Source organism: Sodalis sp. C49 (assembly GCF_046352915.1).
Lineage (GTDB): Bacteria > Pseudomonadota > Gammaproteobacteria > Enterobacterales > Enterobacteriaceae > Acerihabitans.
In genome coordinates this window covers 3279557-3298933 of record NZ_CP163303.1, presented here as the reverse complement: position 1 = coordinate 3298933, position 19377 = coordinate 3279557, and the positions used below count along the sequence as shown (strand labels likewise).

Genomic DNA, 19377 nt, shown 5'->3' with positions numbered 1-19377 from the left:
CCAGCCGTTCATAAAAAATCATCCCCAGGGAATACAGATCGCTGCGGGCGTCGACGCCGCATTGGGTCCGTCCCGTATGCTCGGGCGACATGTAGGCCAGCATATCCTTGCTGACCGGCATGCCCGCCGGCGGCGTCGCCGGGCCGCCCATATCAAGGCGGCAAGCGCCATCGTCGGTCATCGACAGCGCGGCGGGCGTCAGCGCGCCATGGATTATCCCCTCGGCATGCAACAGCCGCAGCGCGGCGCAAATACTCAGGGCCTGGGAGAGAAAAGCGGCGATGGCGCCATTCGCCGGGGCGGATAAGGGATCGGGGGCAGGGTGCGTCTTGTCATCGGTTAAGCGCGATCGTGGCGCCGGCGGCATTGCATTGATCATGGACTTCCCCCGCGTTGGGCTAATACCCGCTGGATATGCTCCAGCAGCATATCCACATCGATAGGTTTACGCATAAAAGAAACCGCGCCGGCGTTTAGCGCCCTTTGTGCCATGTCCTCGTCGCCATGGCCGGAAATCAGCATGACCGGCAGTCCCGGTCGGGATTGTCCCAGGCGGCTGATAAGTTCAAACCCGTTTATCCCTTTCAATTTAACATCCAGGATGACGAAATCGATGCTATCCCGCGCTTCATCATTCAGGAATTGCTCCGCCGATTCAAAAGATATCGTCGCATAACCGGCGGATTGCAATAAATTACTTAATCCGCTTCTTACGGAACGATCGTCGTCGATAATGGCTATAAGCAACGAATGCGTCATGACGGTCGTCCCTAGGATGGCGGGGGCTTTCGGGTATCGGGCGGCGGCGCGCCGCTGATCTTGGGGACACATTCCGTGCGAAACCATGCCAGGGTCAGCGGCTCCCGCTTCAGCAGGCGCCGGCAGACCGGCACAATCTGCTCTCCTATCAGCATACCGAGCAGGCCCAGCAGGGCAATAACCGGCGGCGCGGGTGAACGCACCTGCAGCAATGAATAAATCACGCCGGCTAACACCCCGGCCAGCAGGGAAACAACGTAGGATTTCATAGACCTCCTCCCGGAGCGGATGACTCGCCGCGCAGGGATCGATTGGGCGTGAGAGCCGCGTCTTGCGCCGTTAAGGAGGCAACGGTCTTTTTTGCCGGGGCGGCGTTTGCCGCGTGGCGTGGCGTGGCTTGCGCCGCAAAGGCCTGGCTTATCACCAGCGCCGACAGCTGTTCGCCGATAAGCATCCCCAGCAGGCCGATGAGGGCGATGGCGGGCGGGGCGGGGGAGCGCACTTTCAGCAGCGCATAGACCAGGCCGATCAGAACCCCGGCGCCCAGCGAAATACAATAAGCATTCATATTCACCCCTGCTTTAACGGGAAGCGGCCGGGCGCGCCATGGGGACACGCCGGCCGGGAGAGCGGTTATTTCGCGGGAACCGGCGCCAGGGTATGGTGATCGCCATGGCCCCTTTCCGGCGCCTTATGCACCATGGTATAGGCATAATCCACGCCCATGCCGTAGGCGCCGGAATGCTCCCGCACGATAGCCATCACGGCGTCGTAAGTTTCCTTGCGCGCCCAGTCCCGCTGCCACTCCAGCATCACCTGTTGCCAGGTCACCGGGATCACGCCGGCCTGGATCATGCGCTGCATGGCGTAATCATGGGCTTCCCTGGACGTGCCGCCCGATGCGTCGGCCACCATATAGATTTCATAATCGCCCTCCGCCATGGCGCACAGGGCAAAACTGTTGTTGCACACCTCGGTCCACAGTCCCGAGACCACGACTTTTTTCTTGCCGGTGGCGGCCAGCGCATCGCGCACTTTCTGGTCGTCCCAGGAGTTCATCGACGAGCGTTCAAGGATGTCGTGGGTGGGAAATACATCCAGCAGTTCCGGATAGGTATGGCCGGAAAAACTCAGGGTTTCCACCGTAGTGATGATGGTGGGAATGCCGAACACCTTCGCCGCTTTCGCCAGCGCCACCGTATTGTTCTTTAACACCTGGCGATCTATCGACTGTACGCCGAACGCCATTTGCGGCTGCTGATCGATAAAAATCATCTGGCAGTTGGAGGGCGTCAGCACGTCAAGTTTTGAATCAATCATAATGGTATCCCGAGAGGGTGGAAGGAAAGGATCGCCCGCGCTTACGCGGCGCGCCGGTTGGGACGATGGAAGCCGGAAGTCAGCGGAACATCCATCTGCTGAGATGGTAGGCCGGGGAAATAAGCGAAACCATTATCTCTATGTATAACTAGACGGTGATCCGCGCCGGCGATAATAATCCAGCCATTGCCAACGCGACCACGCCTGACCGCCCGGTGCGCGTTTCCGCCCGCAGCCTGGCGCTGCCCACAGTTCCGGAGGTTTTATGGTTTCGCCCGATAAAGCAGAGACAGCCGAGTTAATCCTGGTGAATGGAAGGTTTCATACCCTGGACCGGCAAAATCCCCTTGCCGACGCGGTAGCCGTCGGCAAGGGAGCATTCCTGGACGTCGGCGACGCCGCGTCGGTGATGCGTTACCGCGGTACGCAGACCAAGGTTATTGATCTGGGGGGGCGTACCGTCGTTCCCGGCCTGAACGACTCCCATCTCCACCTGATCCGCGGCGGGCTGAACTATAACCTCGAACTGCGCTGGGAAGGGGTGCCGTCATTGTCCGACGCCCTGGCGATGTTAAAGGCGCAGGCGGACCGCACGCCACATCCGCAGTGGGTCAGGGTCGTGGGCGGGTGGACCGAGTTCCAGTTTGCGGAGCGCCGGATGCCGACCCTGGACGAGCTTAATGCGGCGGCGCCGGATACGCCGGTCTTTGTACTGCATCTTTACGATCGCGCGCTGCTTAACCGCGCCGCGCTGCGGGTCGTCGGCTATACCAGGGAGACGCCCAATCCTCCGGGCGGCGAAATCCAGCGCGATGCGGCGGGTAATCCCACCGGCATGCTGATAGCCCGCCCGAACGCCATGATCCTGTATGCCACCCTGGCAAAAGGGCCGACGTTGCCGCTGGAGTACCAGGTGAATTCCACCCGGCAGTTTATGCGCGAACTCAACCGGCTCGGCGTCACCAGCGCCATTGATGCCGGCGGCGGTTTCCAGAACTACCCCGAGGATTATGACGTGGTGGATCAACTGGCGCGGGAAGGCCAGCTGACGGTGCGCATCGCCTACAATTTGTTTACCCAGCGTAAAGGCGCGGAGCTGGAGGATTTTCAAAAATGGACCGCCATGGTCAAGCCCGGGCAGGGGGATGACTTTTACCGGCACAACGGCGCGGGCGAAATGCTGGTGTTCTCCGCCGCCGATTTCGAGGACTTCCTGGAGCCGAGGCCGGATTTGGCCGCCGGCATGGAGAACGAACTTGAGCAGGTGGTCCGGCATTTGGTCTCCAATCGCTGGCCCTTCCGTTTGCACGCCACTTATAACGAATCCATCAGCCGCATGCTGGACGTGTTTGAAAAGGTGAATCGCGAGATCCCCTTCGACGGCTTGCATTGGTTATTTGACCACTGCGAAACCATTACGCCGCCCAATATCGAGCGGGTGCGCGCCCTGGGCGGCGGTATTGCCATCCAGCACCGCATGGCTTTTCAGGGCGAATATTTTGTCGATCGCTACGGCGCGGCGGCGGCGAGCCATACGCCGCCCATCGCGCGCATGCTGGCGATGGGCGTGCCGGTGGGCGGCGGCACGGATGCCACCCGCGTGGCCAGCTATAACCCCTGGACCGCGCTCTACTGGCTGGTATCGGGCCGCACCGTCGGCGGTATGAAACTTTATGATAGTGCGGATCGTCTGCCCCGTGATATTGCCCTTGAGCTGTGGACCGCCGGCAGCGCCTGGTTCTCCGGCGAGCAGGATAAAAAAGGGCGGATCAAGGCCGGCCAGCTTGCCGATATGGCGGTATTGACCGCGGATTTTTTTGCCGTGCACGAGGATGAGATCAAATCCATCGCGTCGCTGATGACCCTCGTCGGCGGTAAAGTCGTGTATGCGGACGGCGAGTTTACCTCCCACGGCCCGGCGGCAATTCCGGTGCTGCCGGACTGGTCGCCCGTCGCCCTGGTGCCGGGACATTACCGCCAACTGACCGCCGCCCGCGCCCCGATGTTGCCCCATGCCTGCGCCGGTGCCTGCGGCGTCCACGGCCATGCCCATGACGCCGCGCGCGGTTCCTCGGTGCCGGTCGCCAATCACGCCGGTTTTTGGGGCGCGCTGGGCTGCAGCTGCTTTGCGTTTTGACCATGAAAACCACCGGGCGGTTTTACCTCACCCCGCAGGTCGACCTGGGGCTGCTGTTCCTGCGCCTGACCGGCTGTTTTATGCTGTTGTACGTACACGGCGCGCCTAAAGTGCTGCACTACGCCGATGAGCTCACCAGGATTGAGGATCCTTTTGGGCTGGGGGCGTCCTTGAGCCTGTGGGCCGCCATTTTCGCCGAAGTGGTCTGTCCGGTGTTTATCGCGTTGGGCGTGGCCGCCAGGGCGGCCTGTCTGCCCATCATCGCGGTATTGCTTATCGCCATGCTGGCGGTTCATCCGGACTGGTCGGTGGCGGAAGGACAATTCGGCTGGCTGCTGCTGATTATCTTTACCACCATCGGGTTATGCGGTCCCGGCCGCTGGAGCCTGCGGCCGGCGGCGCGGGGAGGTATCTTATGACGACATCGGACAAACAGGTTTTCAATCAGGATGCCGCCGGCGGGGACAGCGCGGCGGCCGCGCCGCCCTCCTCGTGGAGCCCGCTGCGCCAGCGCGTCTTCCGTATGTTGTGGATTGCCACGGTGGCCTCCAATATCGGTTCCTGGATGAGTGATGTGGGCACCAGCTGGATGATGCTCACCCTTAATTCCGACCCGCTGATGGTGGCTATGGTCCAGGCCGCCGGCAGCCTGCCCATGTTCCTGTTTGCGCTGCCCTCGGGGGTGATGGCCGACATCGTCGACAGACGCAAATACCTGCTGTTTTCACAGGCCTGGGTACTGGCGGTGGCGGTGGCCATGGCGCTGCTGGCGTTGTCAGGCCAGATGACGCCGCCCCTGCTGCTGGCCGCGGCGTTCCTGCTAAGCACCGGCGCCGCCATGAGCTCGCCGCCGTTCCAGGCCATCGTGCCGGATCTGATACCGCGCGCGGATCTGGCGCCCGCCATCGCCCTGAACTCGCTTGGCATCAATATCAGCCGCGCCATCGGCCCCGCCCTGGGCGGCCTGATTTTATCGTTTTCCGGTCCGGCGGTGGTCTTTATGCTGAATGCCCTGTCGGTGGTGGGCGTCATCGTCGTGCTGTACCGCTGGAAAACCGACACCGCCATCCAGCGCCTGCCGCCCGAACATTTTTTTTCCGCCATGCGCGTGGGGCTGCGTTATGTCCATGCGGCGCCGGTGTTGCGCACGGTACTGGTGCGGGCCATGGCGTTCTTCCTTTTCGGCAGCGCCGGCTGGGCATTATTGCCGCTGGTGGCGCAACGCGAATTGGGCCTGGGGCCAGGCGGATATGGCGTGCTGCTGGCGGCCATCGGCATCGGCGCGATTTGCGGCGCCATCCTGCTGCCGGGGCTGCGTAAAAAGCTGACGCCCGACAGCCTGACGGTACTGGCCAGCCTGCTGTTTGCGCTTACCATGCTGGCACTCGCCTTTGTCCGCCATTTCTGGTGGCTTGCCGGCATCCAGTTTTTTACCGGTTTTGCCTGGATAACCGTGCTGTCGACCCTGAATGTCGGCGCGCAGCGCAGCGCGGCGCGCTGGGTAAAGGCGCGCGCCCTGGCCGTTTACCTGACGGTATTTTTCGGCTCCATGACCGCCGGCAGCGCTGTCTGGGGGAAGCTGGCGTCGCAGCTGACTATATCCACCTCCCTGGCCGTGGCCGCCATCGGCATGGTATTGGGCACCGCCACCGCCCTGCGCTGGCGGTTAAACCAAGATCCCGATTTAAACCTTGAACCCACGGATCACCCCCTGGCGCCGGAGTCCGCCATAGAGCATGACCGGGGCCCAGTGATGATAAGCGTCGAGTATCAGGTTGAACCCGGGGAAATACCCGCCTTTATGCGCGCGATCCAGGAAATGCGGCGCGTCCGCCGGCGCGGCGGCGCGCTGACCTGGGCGGTGTATGAGGACATCGAGTTTCCCGGCAAGTGTGTCGAGGTGTTTGTCGTCGGGTCCTGGCTTGAACATCTGCGACAGCATGAGCGTCACACGGTGAATGATAAACGCATCCAGGATCGGGTGCGCGCATTCCATCATGGCGAGCAGCCGCCGGTGGTGCGCCATCTGGTGGCGCCTGAATAGCGCATTACGGCAACAGATATGACGCCCTGAATCCAGGAATGTACACACCTTCAGTTTTCCCGCACACACCCTGTAAGGAGTATACCTATGACTACTTTTATGACCCGTGACGGCACAGAAATCTATTTCAAGGACTGGGGGCAGGGACAGCCGGTGATCTTTGTCCACGGCTGGCCGCTGGATGCCGATATGTGGGAATACCAGATGACTTTCCTGGCGGCAAAAGGTTATCGCGCGATTGCCTACGATCGCCGTGGTTTCGGCCGTTCCAGCCAGCCCTGGGAGGGTTATGATTATGATACCTTCGCCGATGATCTGGAGGAACTGCTGCAAAAGCTGGAGATCCAGCACGCGGTGCTGGTGGGGTTTTCCATGGGCGGCGGCGAAGTCGCGCGCTACATTGCCCGCCACGGCACCCGGCGATTGGCAAAGGCGGTGCTGATAAGCGCGGTAACCCCGTTGTTTATCAAAACCGCCGATCATCCCGAAGGCGTGGATAAATCGGTCTTCGACGGCATAAAAGCGGGCCTGGCCGCCGACCGGCCGCAGTTTTTAAGCGATTTCAGCACGGTGTTCTACGGTACCAATCGCCCCGATAGCAAGGTTTCGGCCGGCATCCTCACCCAAACGCTGAATATCGCCCTGCTGGCCTCCCTTAAAGGCACCCTGGACTGCGTCACCGCGTTCTCGGAAACGGATTTTCGCCAGGATATGCCGGCATTTTCATTGCCGACCCTGGTCATCCATGGCGATGACGATCAGGTGGTGCCTTTTGCGGCGACGGGTAAACTCGCGGCGGCGGCAATCCCGTCGGCCATCCTGAAAGTGTATCCCGGCGCCCCCCATGCCCTGTGTTTTACCCATAAAGACCGATTGAATCAGGATTTGCTGGCCTTTATACAGCAGGATTAAACCATCCCGGCCCTGTGAATAGGCAGGCTGCGCCGCGTCCTGATAGGTTATGGATCAGGACGCTTCCAATAGGGCCAGATAATCGCCGATTTGCTTGCGCTGCTTGGTTTCGCGCAGTTGCAGGGCCATATTGATAATATCAAGTTGCCGGGCATTGACGGCGATATCAGGGTGTAGCTTTCCTTTTGCCGCGAGCCATTCGGCCACGTCGGCCCAGCGCCATAAGGGCGATACGCCTTTGATCCTTTGCACCGGCGAGGGGAAATCGCCGGAGCCGCGAGTGCCGTCCTTGAGCATGGCAACCGCCTGCCGCGACATATCCGACAGCTCGGCGATATCGCTTAAACCAACCAGGTTGGCATCCACCGAGATGACCCTGGCGCCCAAATCCGCCGATTCGATATCACCGATGGCGCTTAACACCGCCTGGGCGAAAGACGCGCTGTCGCGATCGAATTCCAGGTACACGGATTTACCATAAAAACACACCAGGGCGTCATCGCAGCCGCTCTCGAACAGCCGGTCTTCCAGTCCTTTGGTCTCTGCGGTTACGCCGGAGAGGGTAAGCGCAAAATTGTACAATGCCATTGTCACCTCGATTAAAGGCGGAGATCCGCCTTTGCGTAATAAAGCATGTGGCCATGTTACCGGCAGTGATTGATCTTGCGGCGAAGCTGCCTGGCATGGTTTTCCGCGCTGCGGGGCGTAGACCAGACACGCATTTGATGTTCTTCATGGCCGGGCACGCCGCAGGTCAGGCGGCCAAACGCATGCCCTTTGCCATGGCGAAATCGCCAGCCTTTGGAGAGAGCATATTCAATCGCCGCCTGAATATGCTTGTTGGGATGATCCTTCATCTCCCTCCCTATTGCTTGGGTTAATGTATTAGAAATGTTGACGCTTGTCAACGGTAGATGGCAGTCTCCTGCCGGCTGAGAGTAACAAATCTTTCGCAAGAAGAGAGTATAACGGGTTATTTAACAGTGGATTAGCGAGCGGCGCCGCAAATCCCGGGATAATGGCTGGGCGGTGCGGCCGCCACCGCCCAGCGGTTTATCACCGTGGCGCCTATGGCCGCTGCGCGCTGATATGCGGCGCAAGCTGTGCCGCCAGCCAGTCCATAAACACCCGCGCGCGCTGGGGCAGATAACGGCGATCGGCATAGACCAGCGAAACGTCCATAGGCGGCGCGGGGCAGTCGGGCAGGATCGCCACCAGTCGTCCGGCGGCCAGATGCTCCTCCAGGCCGATGGCCGGCGCCTGGATAATACCCAGGCCGCCGAGACAGGCCGCGTTATAGGCATCAACATTGTTCACCGTGACCAGCGAGGGAAGCTCCTGGCTCAGGTACTTGCCCTGATGGCGGTAAACAAATCCCTCCGCGCGCGATCCCAGGCTGGAGACATAATGGATCAGCACATGGCCGGCCAGATCCGCCGGCGTCCTGGGTATGCCATAGGCCGCCAGGTAAGACGGACTGGCGCAGTTCACCATGGGCAGCCGGCCCAGCCGCCGGGCGACCAGGGAAGCCTCGGTCAGTTCGCCGATACGCAGGACGCAGTCAAAACCTTCGCGCACGATATCCACCCGGCGATCGGTGCAGCTGATTTCAATGCGCAGGTTGGGATATTTTTGCATAAATTCGCCCAATTGCGGCAATACCAGGGCGCGGGCAATACCGGCGGGCATATCCACCCGCAATCGCCCGGCCAGCACCAGGCCGTCCTGGCGGAATAATCCCTCAAGTTCATCCATGTTCGCCAGCATATCCTTGCCGCGCTCATACAGCGCCAGCCCGTCCTGGGTGGCCGTGACGCGGCGGGTCGTGCGATGCAGCAGCCTGGCGCCCACCAGGGCTTCCAGGGTCTGGACATGTTCCGATACCGTTGATTTAGGCAGGCCAAGGCTCTCGCCCGCCTGGGTAAAACTGGACAGTTCGCTGACGCGAATAAAACTGCGCAGCAGCTCAAGCTTGTTGACCATCGTATGTCCGGATTATTGTCCTGTCATACCGAACAGTATTTCCGCTTTTTGCGGGTTTATCTATACCCCGCCGGCTAATAAGCTGTAGACCGACAGATTTACCTACCCACAGGAGCACATCGAGATGAGTCACAAAATTGCTTTAATTACCGGCGCCAGCCGTGGACTGGGCAAAAACGCCGCTCTGCACCTGGCGGCAAAGGGCGTGGATATTATCGGCACCTATCATAGCCGGGCCGAGGAAGCGCAGGCGCTGGTGGCGGAGATTCAACGGGCCGGCGGCAAGGCGGTCATGCTGCAGCTGGACGTCGGCGACAGTAGCCGGTTCAGTGAATTTGCCGCCGAAGTCGGCCGCACCCTGGCCGGGGAGTTTCAATGCGATCGGTTTGATTATCTGGTCAACAATGCGGGCATCGGGCTGCATGCCGCTATCGCCGACACCACCGAACAGCAGTTTGATGAGCTGTTCAGGATTCATTTGAAGGGACCGTTTTTCCTGACGCAAAAACTGCTGCCGCTGATAGCCGACGGCGGGCGCATCCTGAATATCTCCACCGGCCTGACGCGTTTCACCGCCTCGACGGCCGCCGCCGCGTACGCCACCATGAAAGGCGGCCTTGAGGTGTTGACCCGCTATCAGGCCAAAGAATTGGGCGGCAGGGGCATCAGCGTAAATGCCCTGGCTCCCGGGGCGATAGAAACGGACTTCGGCGGTGGGATAGTGCGCGATAACCAGCAGGTCAATCAGCTTATCGCCGCCAACACCGCCCTGGGCCGGGCGGGTCTGCCCGACGATATCGGCGGCGCGGTGGCCGCCCTGCTTGCCGAGGGTACTCATTGGATGACCGGCCAGCGTATCGAAGCCTCCGGCGGCATGTTTATCTGACGCGCCGGGCCGCGCTGTCCGCCAGCTGCAGGGCGCAGGGCTGCCGGCGCAGTTCCGCCATGACCGGCGGCGGGAGTTTGTCGTCGGTGATGATGTCGGTTAAGTCCGCCAGGGGCATGGCGCAGAACAGCGAGTAAGCGCCGTATTTACTGCTGTCCGCCAGCAGGATACGCCGTCCGGCATGGGCGGCGAGATCCCGTTTGAGCGCCGCTTTATCCTCTGTCGGCGTGGTCACGCCCTTTTCCAGGCTCCAGGAGTTACAACTGATAAAGGCCACGTCCGGATAGATTTTCTGCAGCAGCTGGCGGCCGTGGTCGCCGATGCAGGACTGGCTGCTGTCATCAATACGTCCGCCGGTAATCGTCACCTCGATTTGCTTGAATTCCGATAAGAACAGCGCGATATGCAAATCCGAGGTGATAACCCGCAACGGCAGATGGGTCAGATGGCGCGCCAGTTCCAGCATGGTGGTGCCCGCATCCAGCACGACGGCGTCGCCGGGCCGCACGCATTGCGCCGCCAGTTCGGCGATGGCCTGTTTCTCCAGCAGGTTGCGCTGCTGTTTTTCATTGGTGGTCGGCTGCGCGGGGATAAAACGGTTGAGCGTGACGCCGCCGTGGGTACGGCTGATAACGCCCTGCTCATCAAGTTTGATTAAATCGCGGCGAATGGTCGCGGGGGAGGCGGTTATCGCCTCGACCAGTTGTTCCACGGTGACCAGATTATGGCTTTTAAGGTATTCCATAATCTGATCTAAACGACTTTGTCCCTTCATAGCGCCCGTTCAGTTAAGCCAATGGCACGGCTGATTTTATGGATATCGCCATGCTGTCAGAGTTGGCTTTAGCTGTCCAGCCAATATCAAACGCCGCGCTTTTGTCCCCGTCATCTAACCAGCAAGATAGCCGGTATGGCTTGCTGCCTTATGCCCGCGCCGGTCGGCGTGGTCAAAATGGCTGCGCCTGATTGCCAATCTTTTCAATTAATTCAGTTATATAGTGCCAAAAAAATTCCTCAGGCCAAATGGCAGGCCACCTGCTGCCCGGAAGGTTTGGCGCGCAGGATGGGATGTTCCGCGCGGCAGCGGTCCGTGACATAGGGGCAGCGGGTATGGAAACGGCAGCCCGGGGGCGGCGACAGGGGGCTTGGCAACTCGCCGGCCAGGCTGACCGTGGCGACGCGGTTGGCCGGATCCATGCCGGGCGCCGCGCGCAGCAGCGCCTGGGTATAGGGATGCAGCGGCTGCCGGTACAGGACCTCCGTCGCGCCGGTTTCAATGACTTCACCCAGATACATCACCGCCACGCGATGGGAAATATGCCGTACCAGCCGCAGGTCATGGGCGACAAACAGCACCGTCAGCGCCAGCTTTTGCTGTAAATCCAGCAGCAGGTTCACCACTTGCGCCTGTACCGAGACATCCAGCGCCGACACCAGTTCGTCCGCCACCAGCACTTCCGGCGCCACCGCCAGCGCCCGGGCAATGCCGATGCGCTGGCGTTGGCCGCCGGAAAATTCATGGGGCAGCTTATCCACCGCGTCGGCGGGCAGGCGTACCAGTTCGAGCAGCGCCATGATGCGCGCCGGGATCGCGGCGCGCGGGCACATCCTGTGTACCGAGAGCGCCTCGCGCAATACCTGTCCCACCGTCATGCGCGGGTTAAGCGAACCATACGGGTCCTGGAAGATCATCTGCACCTGGCGGTTGAAATCGCGCCTTCCCTTGCCGCGCAGCGTGGCGATATCCTGGCCTTTAAAGCGGATGCGGCCGTCATCGGCCGCCAGCAGGCCCACCAGCGCCCGCGCCAGCGTTGATTTGCCGCAACCCGATTCGCCCACCACCCCCAGGGTTTCACCCCGCTGTAATTCCAGCCTGACGCCGTTAAGCGCCTGGATAAACTGGGGCGGGTGCCCCTGCAACCGATGCCAAAGCGATTGTTTTACCGCAAAACGCACCTGTGCGTCCTCGACGCAGATAATCGGTTGTTCGTCCGCCGGGGTTAATCCGTTCATCACAGGCTCCGCGTTTTGACCAGATGTTGATAATGGTGGCAGGCCACGCCCCGGTGGTCCGCCAGGGACAGCAGCGGCGGCACCTGCTGGCGGCACAGATCCGTGGCGTACGCGCAGCGCGGGTTAAAGCTGCAGCCCGGCGGCGGGTCCAACAGCGAGGGCGGCGTGCCCTCGATGGAGAGCAGCGGCGTGCGTTCCACGCCGACCCGCGGCACCGAGCCCATCAGACCCTGGGTATAGGGGTGGCGTGGCGTTGCAAACACCGCACCCACCTCGCCCGATTCCACGATGCGGCCGGCGTACATCACCGCCACCCGATCGCACAGCTGCGCCACCACCCCCAGATCGTGGGTGACGAAAATAATGCCCATATGCAGCCTGTCCCGCAGGGACAGCAGCAGATTAAGGATTTGCTGCTGGATGGTGACGTCCAGCGCGGTGGTCGGCTCATCCGCCAGCAGCAGGCTGGGTTCTCCCGCCAGCGCGATGGCAATCATCACCCGCTGGCGCATGCCGCCGGAAAACTCGTGGGGGTAGTTTTCCAGCCGGCGCCGGGCGTCGGGAATGCCGACCTGGTTAAGCAGTTCAACGGTGCGCGCCAGCCGCTGGCGACCGTTAAGCCGCGTATGGGCGCGCAGCGTCTCGTCAATTTGTCGGTGTACCGTTAACACCGGATTGAGGGCGATCATCGGCTCCTGGAAAATCATGGCGATGTCGCCGCCGCGGATGCGTTGCAATTCTTGCGGCGCGGCGTCGATGAGTTCCCGTCCCCGCCAGGTCACCGAACCGCTAACCTGGGCCGACCCGGGCATAAGGCGCAGCAGGGAACGCAGCGTCACGCTTTTGCCGGAGCCGGATTCGCCCACCAGCCCGAGTATTTCGCCGGGTCGCAGTTCAAAACTGATATCCTGGATGGCCTTTATCATCCCGCGCGGGGTATGGATAACGGTGTTCAGGTTGCTGACCCGCAGGGTATCGTCACCCGGCGCGCCCGGCGCCTTGCCTGGTAATTCAGGGCCTGGCGCTGTCGTGGCATGCATTCTCGACCTCCCTCATCAGCGGTGTCCGGGCCGGAGCCGTTCGGCCAGCACATCGCCCAGCAGGCTGAATCCCAGTCCGGTAAGCACGATGGCCAGGCCGGGGAAAATAGTGATCCACCAGGCGGTATCCATAAAATTCTTGCCGGCGGCGATTAATACTCCCCACTCCGCGGTGGGCGGCTGCGCCCCTAGGCCGAGATAGCCCAGGCTGGAGCCGAGCAAAATAGCCAGCGCCATATCGGTCATCCAGTACACCAGGGTGGTGGTCATGACGTTGGGCAACAAATGTCGGAAAATAATGCGCGGCCGGCTATACCCCATCACCTGGCCGGCGGCAATATAGTCCAGGCGTTTCTGGATACTGACTTCACCGGCGATCAGCCGGGCATAGAACACCCAATAGATAATGCCGACCGCCACATACATGCTGCCCAGGCCCGGGCCGAGGATTGCCACGATGGCTATCACCAGCACCAGCAGCGGGAACGTGATCACCGCGTCCACCACCCGCTGGAACAGCGTTTCCGCCCAGCCGCCGTAAAAACCCACCAATAGCCCGACCAGCGTGCCGAAAACCATGGGGAACAGCGTGGTAAACAGGGCGATTTGCAAATCCACCCGATAGGCGTAGATAACACGTGAAAAAATATCGCGGCCAAAATTATCGGTGCCGAACAGGTGATGCGGGCCGGGCGGTTTCAGGATGGCGCGGTAATCGAACGCCAGCGGATCGTAGGGGGCGATCAACTGCGGGAAAAAACCGGCGGCCAGGCTGAACAGCAGGATGATGGCCGTGCTCAGCAGTGGCCAGGGGATATGCCGCCGCCAGGTACGGGCCGGCATTGATGGCGCCGGATGGACCGTCATCGCGCTCTCCTCGGGTCGATCATGACCTGGACGATATCGGTCACCAGGAAAATAAGCGACACCATTACCGACAGCACGATGACCAGTCCCTGGACCATGGGGTAGTCGCGGCTGAAGATGCTGTCGACCATCAGGCGGCAGATGCCGGGCACGGCAAACACCGTTTCGGTGATCACCGCGCTGCCGATAATGGTGCCGATATTAAGGGCAAACAGACTGACGGTGGGGATAAGCGAATTACGCATCACATGGCGCAGCATAATCACCCGGTTTTTCAGCCCCTTGGCGCGGGCAAAGGTAATGTATTCCGCGTCCAGCACCGCGATAATAGACGTGCGCAGGTTATTGATAAGCACTGCCGCCAGGCTCAGGGCCAGGGTCATCGACGGCAGGAACAGATGGTACAGCTTATCCGTGAAAGTGGCGCCGTAGCCGCCCACCGGAAACCAGTGCAGATGGGCGGAAAACACCGTCAGCAACACCAGACCGATATAAAACGACGGCATGGACAGCGTCACCTGGAAAGAACCGCGGATAGTCATATCGGCGGCGCTATTGCGCTTAAGCGCCGAGACAAAGGCCAGCGGAATCGCCATCAGCAGCGCGAACAGGCCGGCCATGGCGGTCAGCATCAGGCTGACCGGCAGGCGCTCGGCAATCACCCTGGTCACCGGGCTGTGCAGCACATAGGAGTCGCCCAGGTTGCCGGTCAGCACCTGGCGGGCAAAAAAGAAAAATTGCACCGGCAGCGGTTTGTCCAGTCCCAGCTGTGCGTTGATCCTCGCCACGTCGGCCTCGGTGCTGCGATCGCCAATCATGGCGCTGGCGGGATCGCCCGGCAGCAGCCGTACAATGGCGAAAGTCACCACCAGGATCACCAGCAACGTGGGGATAATCAGCAAAATACGTTTAACGATATAGGCAAACTCTGACACCCCTCTCTTCTCCTGTTCCAGGTTCCGGCCGTTAACCTGCGTCGACGTTATTTGCGCGTCAGGTAGGTTTCGGCAAACAGGTTATTGCCCAGCGGAATCTGCACAAAGCCGTGCACCGTCTTATTCAACGCCACCGGATAAGGGCTTTCATACAGCGGCACGATCGGCCCCTGGGCGTTAAAGATCGCCTGAATTTGTTGATAATCGGCCGCGCGTTTTTGCGCATCGATTTCCTGCTGGGATTGCTCAAACAGCTGGTCTACCCGATCGTTTTTCCAGCCCGAATGCACCGCCTGGATATTTTTCGAATAAGCGAAGTAAGAGGTGATTTCATTGGGATCGGCAATATCATCGGTCCAGGTAGATAAGCGCATGCCGAAATCGCCCTTGCGATAGCGGTCGGTTTCCGTGGCGTGGTCCACCTGGGTGATGGTGAGTTTAACGCCCACCTGCGCCCACATCTGCTGCAGGGCGGTGGCGATGCTGATTTCGTCCTCATTGCCGGCCAGCACCATGATATTGGCGCTGAAACCGCTGGCGAAACCGGCCTGATCCAGCAGCTGTTTGGCCTTGGCCGTATCCACCGGATAGAGCGGTTTGTCGCCTACGTGCCCCGGCGTGCCGCTGGAAATATAAGACGTCATCGGCGTGCCGATGCCATAGGTCACCAGTTGGATAATGCCTTGCTTATCGGTGGCGTAGTTCAGCGCCTGGCGCACCTTTTCATTGGCCAGCGGATTGGCCGCGCCCTGGTACTGCGGGCGCACGTTCAGGCTGACGTATTCCACCCGGGTGGAGGGAAACAGTTTCATATCAATGGCCGGATTGGCCTTCAATTCGTTGACGCGCGAATACGGGATAAACTCGGTGGCGTCCAGCTCGCCCGACTGTAACTTCAGGATGCGCGTGGCGTCGTCCGGGACGATCTCGAAGGTAATGCCGTCGAGATAGGGCAGCGGCTTGCCGTCGGCGCCGTTGCGCCAGTAATACGGGTTGCGCACCAGGGTCATGGTGGCGTTATGCTGCCAGGATTTCAGCACATAGGGGCCGGACCCCACCGGATGCTCGGCGAAAGCTTCCGCTTTTTGCTGGTCGGTGGCGCCCGGCGTCGCCTCGAACTGCTTTTTCGGCATGATGGAGGTATTAAACGCCGTCAGGGCGCTGAGGATGGCCGGGTCCGGGTGTTTCAGATGCAGGGTAATGGCGTTGGCGCCGTCAATGGAGACGCTGGCGATGGAATCGACCATAAATTGCCATACCCCGTTGCCGGGCTTGCTGGCGCGTTCCAGCGACCATTTAACATCTTCTGCGGTAATCGGCGATCCATCGGAGAACTTGATATTATCGCGCAGGGTCAGGCTGACGCTTTTGCCGTCGGCGGCGATATTCCATTTGTCCGCCAGGCCCGGTTCGATGCCTTTGCCGTCGGCGGTGGGAAACAGGAGCGTGTCATACAGATTCGACAGGATCCAGATATCGGTATTGTTTTCATTCAATACCGGTTCCAGGAACGAACTATCGCTATAGCGGCCATAGACCAGCGTGCCGCCGCGCTGCACGGTATCCGCCGCCCAGGCGTGGGCCAGTGGTAGCGCGCCCGCCGTCAGCAAGGCGATTAACGTTATCCGATGCATAACCTTCATTGTGCCCATCCCCTTATCGCTTGGAAAATGATCCCCGCCGGAAAATCCCGCGTCACTGTTCTAATGCAGTAGTACGATATTTGAAGCAATGATCGTTTAATGTCAATAAAAGGCAGTAAAAAAGGCATTATTTTGTCATAGGAAAATGCTATAGCCCGTTGAATAGGAAAATATGCCCGCTGTGCTTGCGTTAGCTAAGCTTATAACGATAGTGTATTAGTAAATTAGCACGCATTAATGGGCGGTTTGTGGACTTCCAACTTGATAGAACATTGTCGCTCCCGTTGGGGATGCAGTTGCGGGGGCTGGTGGAGTATGCCATCACCTTCGGCGCGCTAAAGCCGGGGGATAAATTGCCCTCGGTGCGCGACATGGCCGAGCGGGTCGGCGTGGCGCCGATGACCGTGGCGCAGGTTTATCGCGAGTTGAAACAGGCTGAACTGATCTACAGCAAGCCCGGCTCCGGTACCTTTATCGCCGACGCCGCCCAGGTCCTGCGCCACAGCGACAAGCGGTTGACCGATCTGCATCAGCACATCGACGCCCTGATCGATCGGGCGCAGGACCTGTCTTTATCGGCGGCCGACCTCGCCGCCCTGGTCACCAACCGGTTCCATCACCGCCAGCGGCGCGCCAGGACCAAAACGGTGCTGGTGGTGGGTAATTTTATCGAGTCCGCCCGCGATTATGCGCAGATTATCGCCGGCACCCTGGGCGACGGCGCGCAGCTGGATGCGACGACGCTGTCGATACTGACCGCCGATAACCGCGCGCGCGAGCAGGCGCACAGCGCCGATCTGATCCTGACCTTTGCCCACCGCCGGCGCGAGGTGATGAGCCTGCTGCCCGGTATGCGGGTTATTAATATCAGCTTTATCCCCTCCGAGCAGACCCGGCGGGCGCTGGCGTCGCTTGATCCCCTTGCCAGGGTGCTGGTGGTGTCGATCTTCCCGGAGTTTACCGCGCTGATGAAAACCGGGGTGCAGCGCTTCGCCCCGCATGTGCAGTCCATTACCGTGGTGCATCGGGACGACCCTGAACTGAACCGCTATCTGGCGCATGCCGATGTGCTGGTCTACGCCACCGGCGCCGAGGCGTTACAGGACGCCTTATCTCCTGGCCAACAGGCGTTTGAATACCGGCATATTCCTGACAGCGGCGATATCAGGCGTGTGGTGATGCCGCTGCTGACGCCGGATGTGCCCTCCGTGACCGGATTGAAGGAAATATCATGAAAATCAGTGAAATGAATTGGCAGCAGTTGGAAGAATACCTGGGCCGGGACGATCGGGTGGTGGTGCCGCTGGGCAGTACGGAGCAGCATGCGTTTCTCAGCCTGTCGGTGGATTCCATCCTGGCCGAAAAGGTCGCCGTCGAGGCGGCCGAGCCGCTGGGCATACCGGTATTCCCGGTAATGCCGTTCGGCATGACGCCGGCGTTCAGCGATTTTCCCGGCACCATCAGCCTGCGGGTCGGCACTTACCTCCGGCTGCTGTACGATATTCTCGATAATCTGAAACGGCAGGGCTTTAAGCGCGTCCTGCTGGTTAACGGCCACGGCGGCAATATGCCGGCGCAGCATATTATCAGCGAATGGATGGTGGCCAATCCCGAGGTGATGGTACAGCTGCATAACTGGTGGTGCGCGCCGCTCACCTGGGCAAAGGTACAGCAAACCGATCCGGTGGCCTCGCATGCCTCATGGATGGAAAATTTCCCCTGGACCCGGCTGGCGGGCGTCGCCCAGCCGGACCGGCAAAAACCGATGCTCGATCTGGTCGGCTTTCGCAAGCTCAATCCGGCCAAGGCCCGCGCGATGCTGGGCGACGGCAACTACGGCGGGTATTATCAGCGCGCCGACGAGGAGATGCTGGCCCTCTGGCAGGTGGGTGTCGAAGAAACCCGGCGCGTGATGGAACTGCTCTGATCGCCGCCCGGGCAAGGCACCGTGCGGGGAGCCGTTTATGCGGCGGGAGTACCCGCGGCGCGAGCGGCCGCCGGTGCGAGGCCTGGGGCGCGGAGAAATACGTCTTGCCCGGCGTCATGCCCGCAGTGGCGAACGCTTAGCCCTGCTGTTCCCGATGCCGGCATTTACGCTCTTGCGCCACCAACAGCGGGCAGCTCGGGCAATATTCCAGGCCGCTGAGCTTATAGCGCAGGCAGCACAGCCGGCGGATGATTTTCGGGCCGGCCTCGTGCTCCACCACCCGTACCGGCTGATACAGCCGGTTGGGTGCGCCGTCCGCCAGGGTTTTGGTGGCGAGAAACGCCCTGGCTTCCCCGGTATCGGCGCCTTGTTCCGCGGCCATATCGATGCCGTGGGCGACGCGGATGGCGGCGTTGTTCCAGAACAGGCCCGGCCTGATGCCGGCCAACTGGCCGAAGGTCCGGCAAACCGGCAGCACATGCGTCTCCAGCAGTTGCCCGAACAGGGCGGGGATGGCGACGCCGCCGGCGATTTTTGCGCCGCGATCGGCCAGGATAAATTTTTCCGGCACGGCGGATTGCGCTCCCTGGGTAAACTGAATCGCGCGCGGATCCGCCGGCAGCCGCCAGTCATGCAGCAGCGCGATCCTTGTCCAGGGCGCCAGCAGCAGGGCAAAATACCACTGCGACCACATGGAGATCACCGCCGCCCGGTCGCCCCCTTCGTTCAGCCGCAGGAACGGCTCCAGTAGCGCCAGCGCCGTTTCCGGCGCGCATAAATCCGCCGCCGAATAGCCCGTTCCGCCGCTGGGAACGGAGAAGAGAAAACTGCCGTTGATATCAATGGCGCATCCGGGGGTGGGTGCTGCTGCGTCAGGCTTCATACGCTTCCTGTATCGATCGGGACTATTG

General features: G+C 60.9%; 21 protein-coding genes. 7 read left to right on the top strand and 14 right to left on the bottom strand.

What is annotated here, in order from left to right:
- Positions 1 to 375: 375 nt before the first annotated feature.
- The 4 genes from ABUK12_RS14830 to ABUK12_RS14815 form a co-directional block, all read right to left on the bottom strand.
- Positions 376 to 759 (bottom strand): response regulator transcription factor, encoded by a 384-nt coding sequence (locus ABUK12_RS14830; protein ID WP_410012588.1) that lies wholly within the window; start codon positions 757 to 759, stop codon positions 376 to 378.
- Between the two features lie 11 nt (positions 760 to 770).
- The gene (locus tag ABUK12_RS14825; RefSeq protein WP_410012587.1) at positions 771 to 1028 is read right to left on the bottom strand and encodes a DUF1427 family protein; all 258 of its coding nucleotides are present in this window, start codon (positions 1026 to 1028) and stop codon (positions 771 to 773) included.
- A complete protein-coding gene (locus ABUK12_RS14820; RefSeq protein ID WP_410012586.1) occupies positions 1025 to 1327 on the bottom strand; it encodes a DUF1427 family protein in 303 nt (100 codons plus the stop codon). The genes ABUK12_RS14825 and ABUK12_RS14820 overlap by 4 nt, the downstream gene beginning before the upstream one ends.
- Before the next feature lie 65 nt (positions 1328 to 1392).
- Positions 1393 to 2079, bottom strand: coding sequence for a hydrolase (locus ABUK12_RS14815; RefSeq protein WP_410012585.1), 687 nt, complete (start codon positions 2077 to 2079; stop codon positions 1393 to 1395).
- A gap of 265 nt (positions 2080 to 2344) precedes the next feature.
- On the opposite strand from ABUK12_RS14815, the gene ABUK12_RS14810 reads away from it, so the two are divergent.
- The 4 genes from ABUK12_RS14810 to ABUK12_RS14795 all read left to right on the top strand — a co-directional run bounded on the left by ABUK12_RS14810 (position 2345) and on the right by ABUK12_RS14795 (position 7172).
- Entirely contained in the window at positions 2345 to 4216 is a 1872-nt protein-coding gene (locus ABUK12_RS14810; protein ID WP_410012584.1) for an amidohydrolase, read from the top strand.
- Between the two features lie 2 nt (positions 4217 to 4218).
- Entirely contained in the window at positions 4219 to 4635 is a 417-nt protein-coding gene (locus ABUK12_RS14805; RefSeq protein ID WP_410012583.1) for a DoxX family protein, read from the top strand.
- Complete coding sequence (locus tag ABUK12_RS14800) at positions 4632 to 6260, top strand: MFS transporter (protein WP_410012582.1); 1629 nt, start codon at positions 4632 to 4634, stop codon at positions 6258 to 6260. Before ABUK12_RS14805 ends, ABUK12_RS14800 begins: the two co-directional genes overlap by 4 nt.
- Before the next feature lie 87 nt (positions 6261 to 6347).
- Entirely contained in the window at positions 6348 to 7172 is an 825-nt protein-coding gene (locus ABUK12_RS14795; RefSeq protein ID WP_410012581.1) for an alpha/beta fold hydrolase, read from the top strand.
- 54 nt (positions 7173 to 7226) lie between these two features.
- Here ABUK12_RS14795 and ABUK12_RS14790 read toward each other — a convergent pair whose 3' ends face one another.
- The 3 genes from ABUK12_RS14790 to ABUK12_RS14780 all read right to left on the bottom strand — a co-directional run bounded on the left by ABUK12_RS14790 (position 7227) and on the right by ABUK12_RS14780 (position 9155).
- Positions 7227 to 7760 (bottom strand): helix-turn-helix transcriptional regulator, encoded by a 534-nt coding sequence (locus ABUK12_RS14790; protein WP_410012580.1) that lies wholly within the window; start codon positions 7758 to 7760, stop codon positions 7227 to 7229.
- Positions 7761 to 7816: 56 nt separating this feature from the next.
- Complete coding sequence (locus ABUK12_RS14785; protein ID WP_410012579.1) at positions 7817 to 8029, bottom strand: hypothetical protein; 213 nt, start codon at positions 8027 to 8029, stop codon at positions 7817 to 7819.
- A gap of 211 nt (positions 8030 to 8240) precedes the next feature.
- On the bottom strand, positions 8241 to 9155 hold the full coding sequence (locus ABUK12_RS14780) for a LysR family transcriptional regulator (RefSeq protein ID WP_410012578.1): 915 nt from the start codon (positions 9153 to 9155) through the stop codon (positions 8241 to 8243).
- Positions 9156 to 9279: 124 nt separating this feature from the next.
- Here ABUK12_RS14780 and ABUK12_RS14775 point away from each other — a divergent pair, with 124 nt between their 5' ends.
- Positions 9280 to 10041: an SDR family NAD(P)-dependent oxidoreductase gene (locus ABUK12_RS14775; RefSeq protein ID WP_410012577.1), complete on the top strand. Its 762-nt coding sequence runs from the start codon at positions 9280 to 9282 to the stop codon at positions 10039 to 10041.
- Here the strand turns inward: ABUK12_RS14775 and ABUK12_RS14770 are convergent.
- The 6 genes from ABUK12_RS14770 to ABUK12_RS14745 all read right to left on the bottom strand — a co-directional run bounded on the left by ABUK12_RS14770 (position 10034) and on the right by ABUK12_RS14745 (position 16539).
- A complete protein-coding gene (locus ABUK12_RS14770) occupies positions 10034 to 10816 on the bottom strand; it encodes a DeoR/GlpR family DNA-binding transcription regulator (RefSeq protein WP_410012576.1) in 783 nt (260 codons plus the stop codon). The two genes, ABUK12_RS14775 and ABUK12_RS14770, sit on opposite strands and share 8 nt — an antisense overlap.
- A 239-nt stretch (positions 10817 to 11055) precedes the next feature.
- On the bottom strand, positions 11056 to 12054 hold the full coding sequence (locus ABUK12_RS14765) for an ABC transporter ATP-binding protein (protein WP_410012575.1): 999 nt from the start codon (positions 12052 to 12054) through the stop codon (positions 11056 to 11058).
- Positions 12054 to 13094: an ABC transporter ATP-binding protein gene (locus ABUK12_RS14760; protein ID WP_410012574.1), complete on the bottom strand. Its 1041-nt coding sequence runs from the start codon at positions 13092 to 13094 to the stop codon at positions 12054 to 12056. The genes ABUK12_RS14765 and ABUK12_RS14760 overlap by 1 nt, the downstream gene beginning before the upstream one ends.
- Before the next feature lie 15 nt (positions 13095 to 13109).
- The gene (locus ABUK12_RS14755) at positions 13110 to 13961 is read right to left on the bottom strand and encodes an ABC transporter permease (RefSeq protein ID WP_410012573.1); all 852 of its coding nucleotides are present in this window, start codon (positions 13959 to 13961) and stop codon (positions 13110 to 13112) included.
- Positions 13958 to 14896 (bottom strand): ABC transporter permease, encoded by a 939-nt coding sequence (locus ABUK12_RS14750; protein ID WP_410012572.1) that lies wholly within the window; start codon positions 14894 to 14896, stop codon positions 13958 to 13960. The genes ABUK12_RS14755 and ABUK12_RS14750 overlap by 4 nt, the downstream gene beginning before the upstream one ends.
- Positions 14897 to 14943: 47 nt before the next feature.
- Positions 14944 to 16539, bottom strand: coding sequence for an ABC transporter substrate-binding protein (locus tag ABUK12_RS14745; protein ID WP_410012571.1), 1596 nt, complete (start codon positions 16537 to 16539; stop codon positions 14944 to 14946).
- Between the two features lie 248 nt (positions 16540 to 16787).
- On the opposite strand from ABUK12_RS14745, the gene ABUK12_RS14740 reads away from it, so the two are divergent.
- Positions 16788 to 17774, top strand: a complete 987-nt coding sequence (locus ABUK12_RS14740; protein WP_410012570.1) for a GntR family transcriptional regulator — start codon at positions 16788 to 16790, stop codon at positions 17772 to 17774.
- Entirely contained in the window at positions 17771 to 18466 is a 696-nt protein-coding gene (locus ABUK12_RS14735) for a creatininase family protein (protein ID WP_410012569.1), read from the top strand. The genes ABUK12_RS14740 and ABUK12_RS14735 overlap by 4 nt, the downstream gene beginning before the upstream one ends.
- Before the next feature lie 136 nt (positions 18467 to 18602).
- On the opposite strand, the gene fhuF is transcribed toward ABUK12_RS14735, so the two are convergent.
- Positions 18603 to 19349: a siderophore-iron reductase FhuF gene (fhuF, locus tag ABUK12_RS14730; protein ID WP_410012568.1), complete on the bottom strand. Its 747-nt coding sequence runs from the start codon at positions 19347 to 19349 to the stop codon at positions 18603 to 18605.
- Positions 19350 to 19377: the final 28 nt, after the last annotated feature.

Coding starts and splice junctions, on each gene's coding strand:
- ABUK12_RS14805 (WP_410012583.1), top strand. CDS start 4,219: ATGAAAACCACCGGGCGGTTTTACCTCACCCCGCAGGTCGACCTGGGG.
- ABUK12_RS14735 (WP_410012569.1), top strand. CDS start 17,771: ATGAAAATCAGTGAAATGAATTGGCAGCAGTTGGAAGAATACCTGGGC.
- ABUK12_RS14775 (WP_410012577.1), top strand. CDS start 9,280: ATGAGTCACAAAATTGCTTTAATTACCGGCGCCAGCCGTGGACTGGGC.
- ABUK12_RS14770 (WP_410012576.1), bottom strand. CDS start 10,816: ATGAAGGGACAAAGTCGTTTAGATCAGATTATGGAATACCTTAAAAGC.
- ABUK12_RS14760 (WP_410012574.1), bottom strand. CDS start 13,094: ATGCATGCCACGACAGCGCCAGGCCCTGAATTACCAGGCAAGGCGCCG.
- ABUK12_RS14790 (WP_410012580.1), bottom strand. CDS start 7,760: ATGGCATTGTACAATTTTGCGCTTACCCTCTCCGGCGTAACCGCAGAG.
- ABUK12_RS14820 (WP_410012586.1), bottom strand. CDS start 1,327: ATGAATGCTTATTGTATTTCGCTGGGCGCCGGGGTTCTGATCGGCCTG.
- ABUK12_RS14780 (WP_410012578.1), bottom strand. CDS start 9,155: ATGGTCAACAAGCTTGAGCTGCTGCGCAGTTTTATTCGCGTCAGCGAA.
- ABUK12_RS14765 (WP_410012575.1), bottom strand. CDS start 12,054: ATGAACGGATTAACCCCGGCGGACGAACAACCGATTATCTGCGTCGAG.
- ABUK12_RS14795 (WP_410012581.1), top strand. CDS start 6,348: ATGACTACTTTTATGACCCGTGACGGCACAGAAATCTATTTCAAGGAC.
- ABUK12_RS14825 (WP_410012587.1), bottom strand. CDS start 1,028: ATGAAATCCTACGTTGTTTCCCTGCTGGCCGGGGTGTTAGCCGGCGTG.
- fhuF (WP_410012568.1), bottom strand. CDS start 19,349: ATGAAGCCTGACGCAGCAGCACCCACCCCCGGATGCGCCATTGATATC.
- ABUK12_RS14810 (WP_410012584.1), top strand. CDS start 2,345: ATGGTTTCGCCCGATAAAGCAGAGACAGCCGAGTTAATCCTGGTGAAT.
- ABUK12_RS14745 (WP_410012571.1), bottom strand. CDS start 16,539: ATGAAGGTTATGCATCGGATAACGTTAATCGCCTTGCTGACGGCGGGC.
- ABUK12_RS14755 (WP_410012573.1), bottom strand. CDS start 13,961: ATGACGGTCCATCCGGCGCCATCAATGCCGGCCCGTACCTGGCGGCGG.
- ABUK12_RS14830 (WP_410012588.1), bottom strand. CDS start 759: ATGACGCATTCGTTGCTTATAGCCATTATCGACGACGATCGTTCCGTA.
- ABUK12_RS14785 (WP_410012579.1), bottom strand. CDS start 8,029: ATGAAGGATCATCCCAACAAGCATATTCAGGCGGCGATTGAATATGCT.
- ABUK12_RS14800 (WP_410012582.1), top strand. CDS start 4,632: ATGACGACATCGGACAAACAGGTTTTCAATCAGGATGCCGCCGGCGGG.
- ABUK12_RS14815 (WP_410012585.1), bottom strand. CDS start 2,079: ATGATTGATTCAAAACTTGACGTGCTGACGCCCTCCAACTGCCAGATG.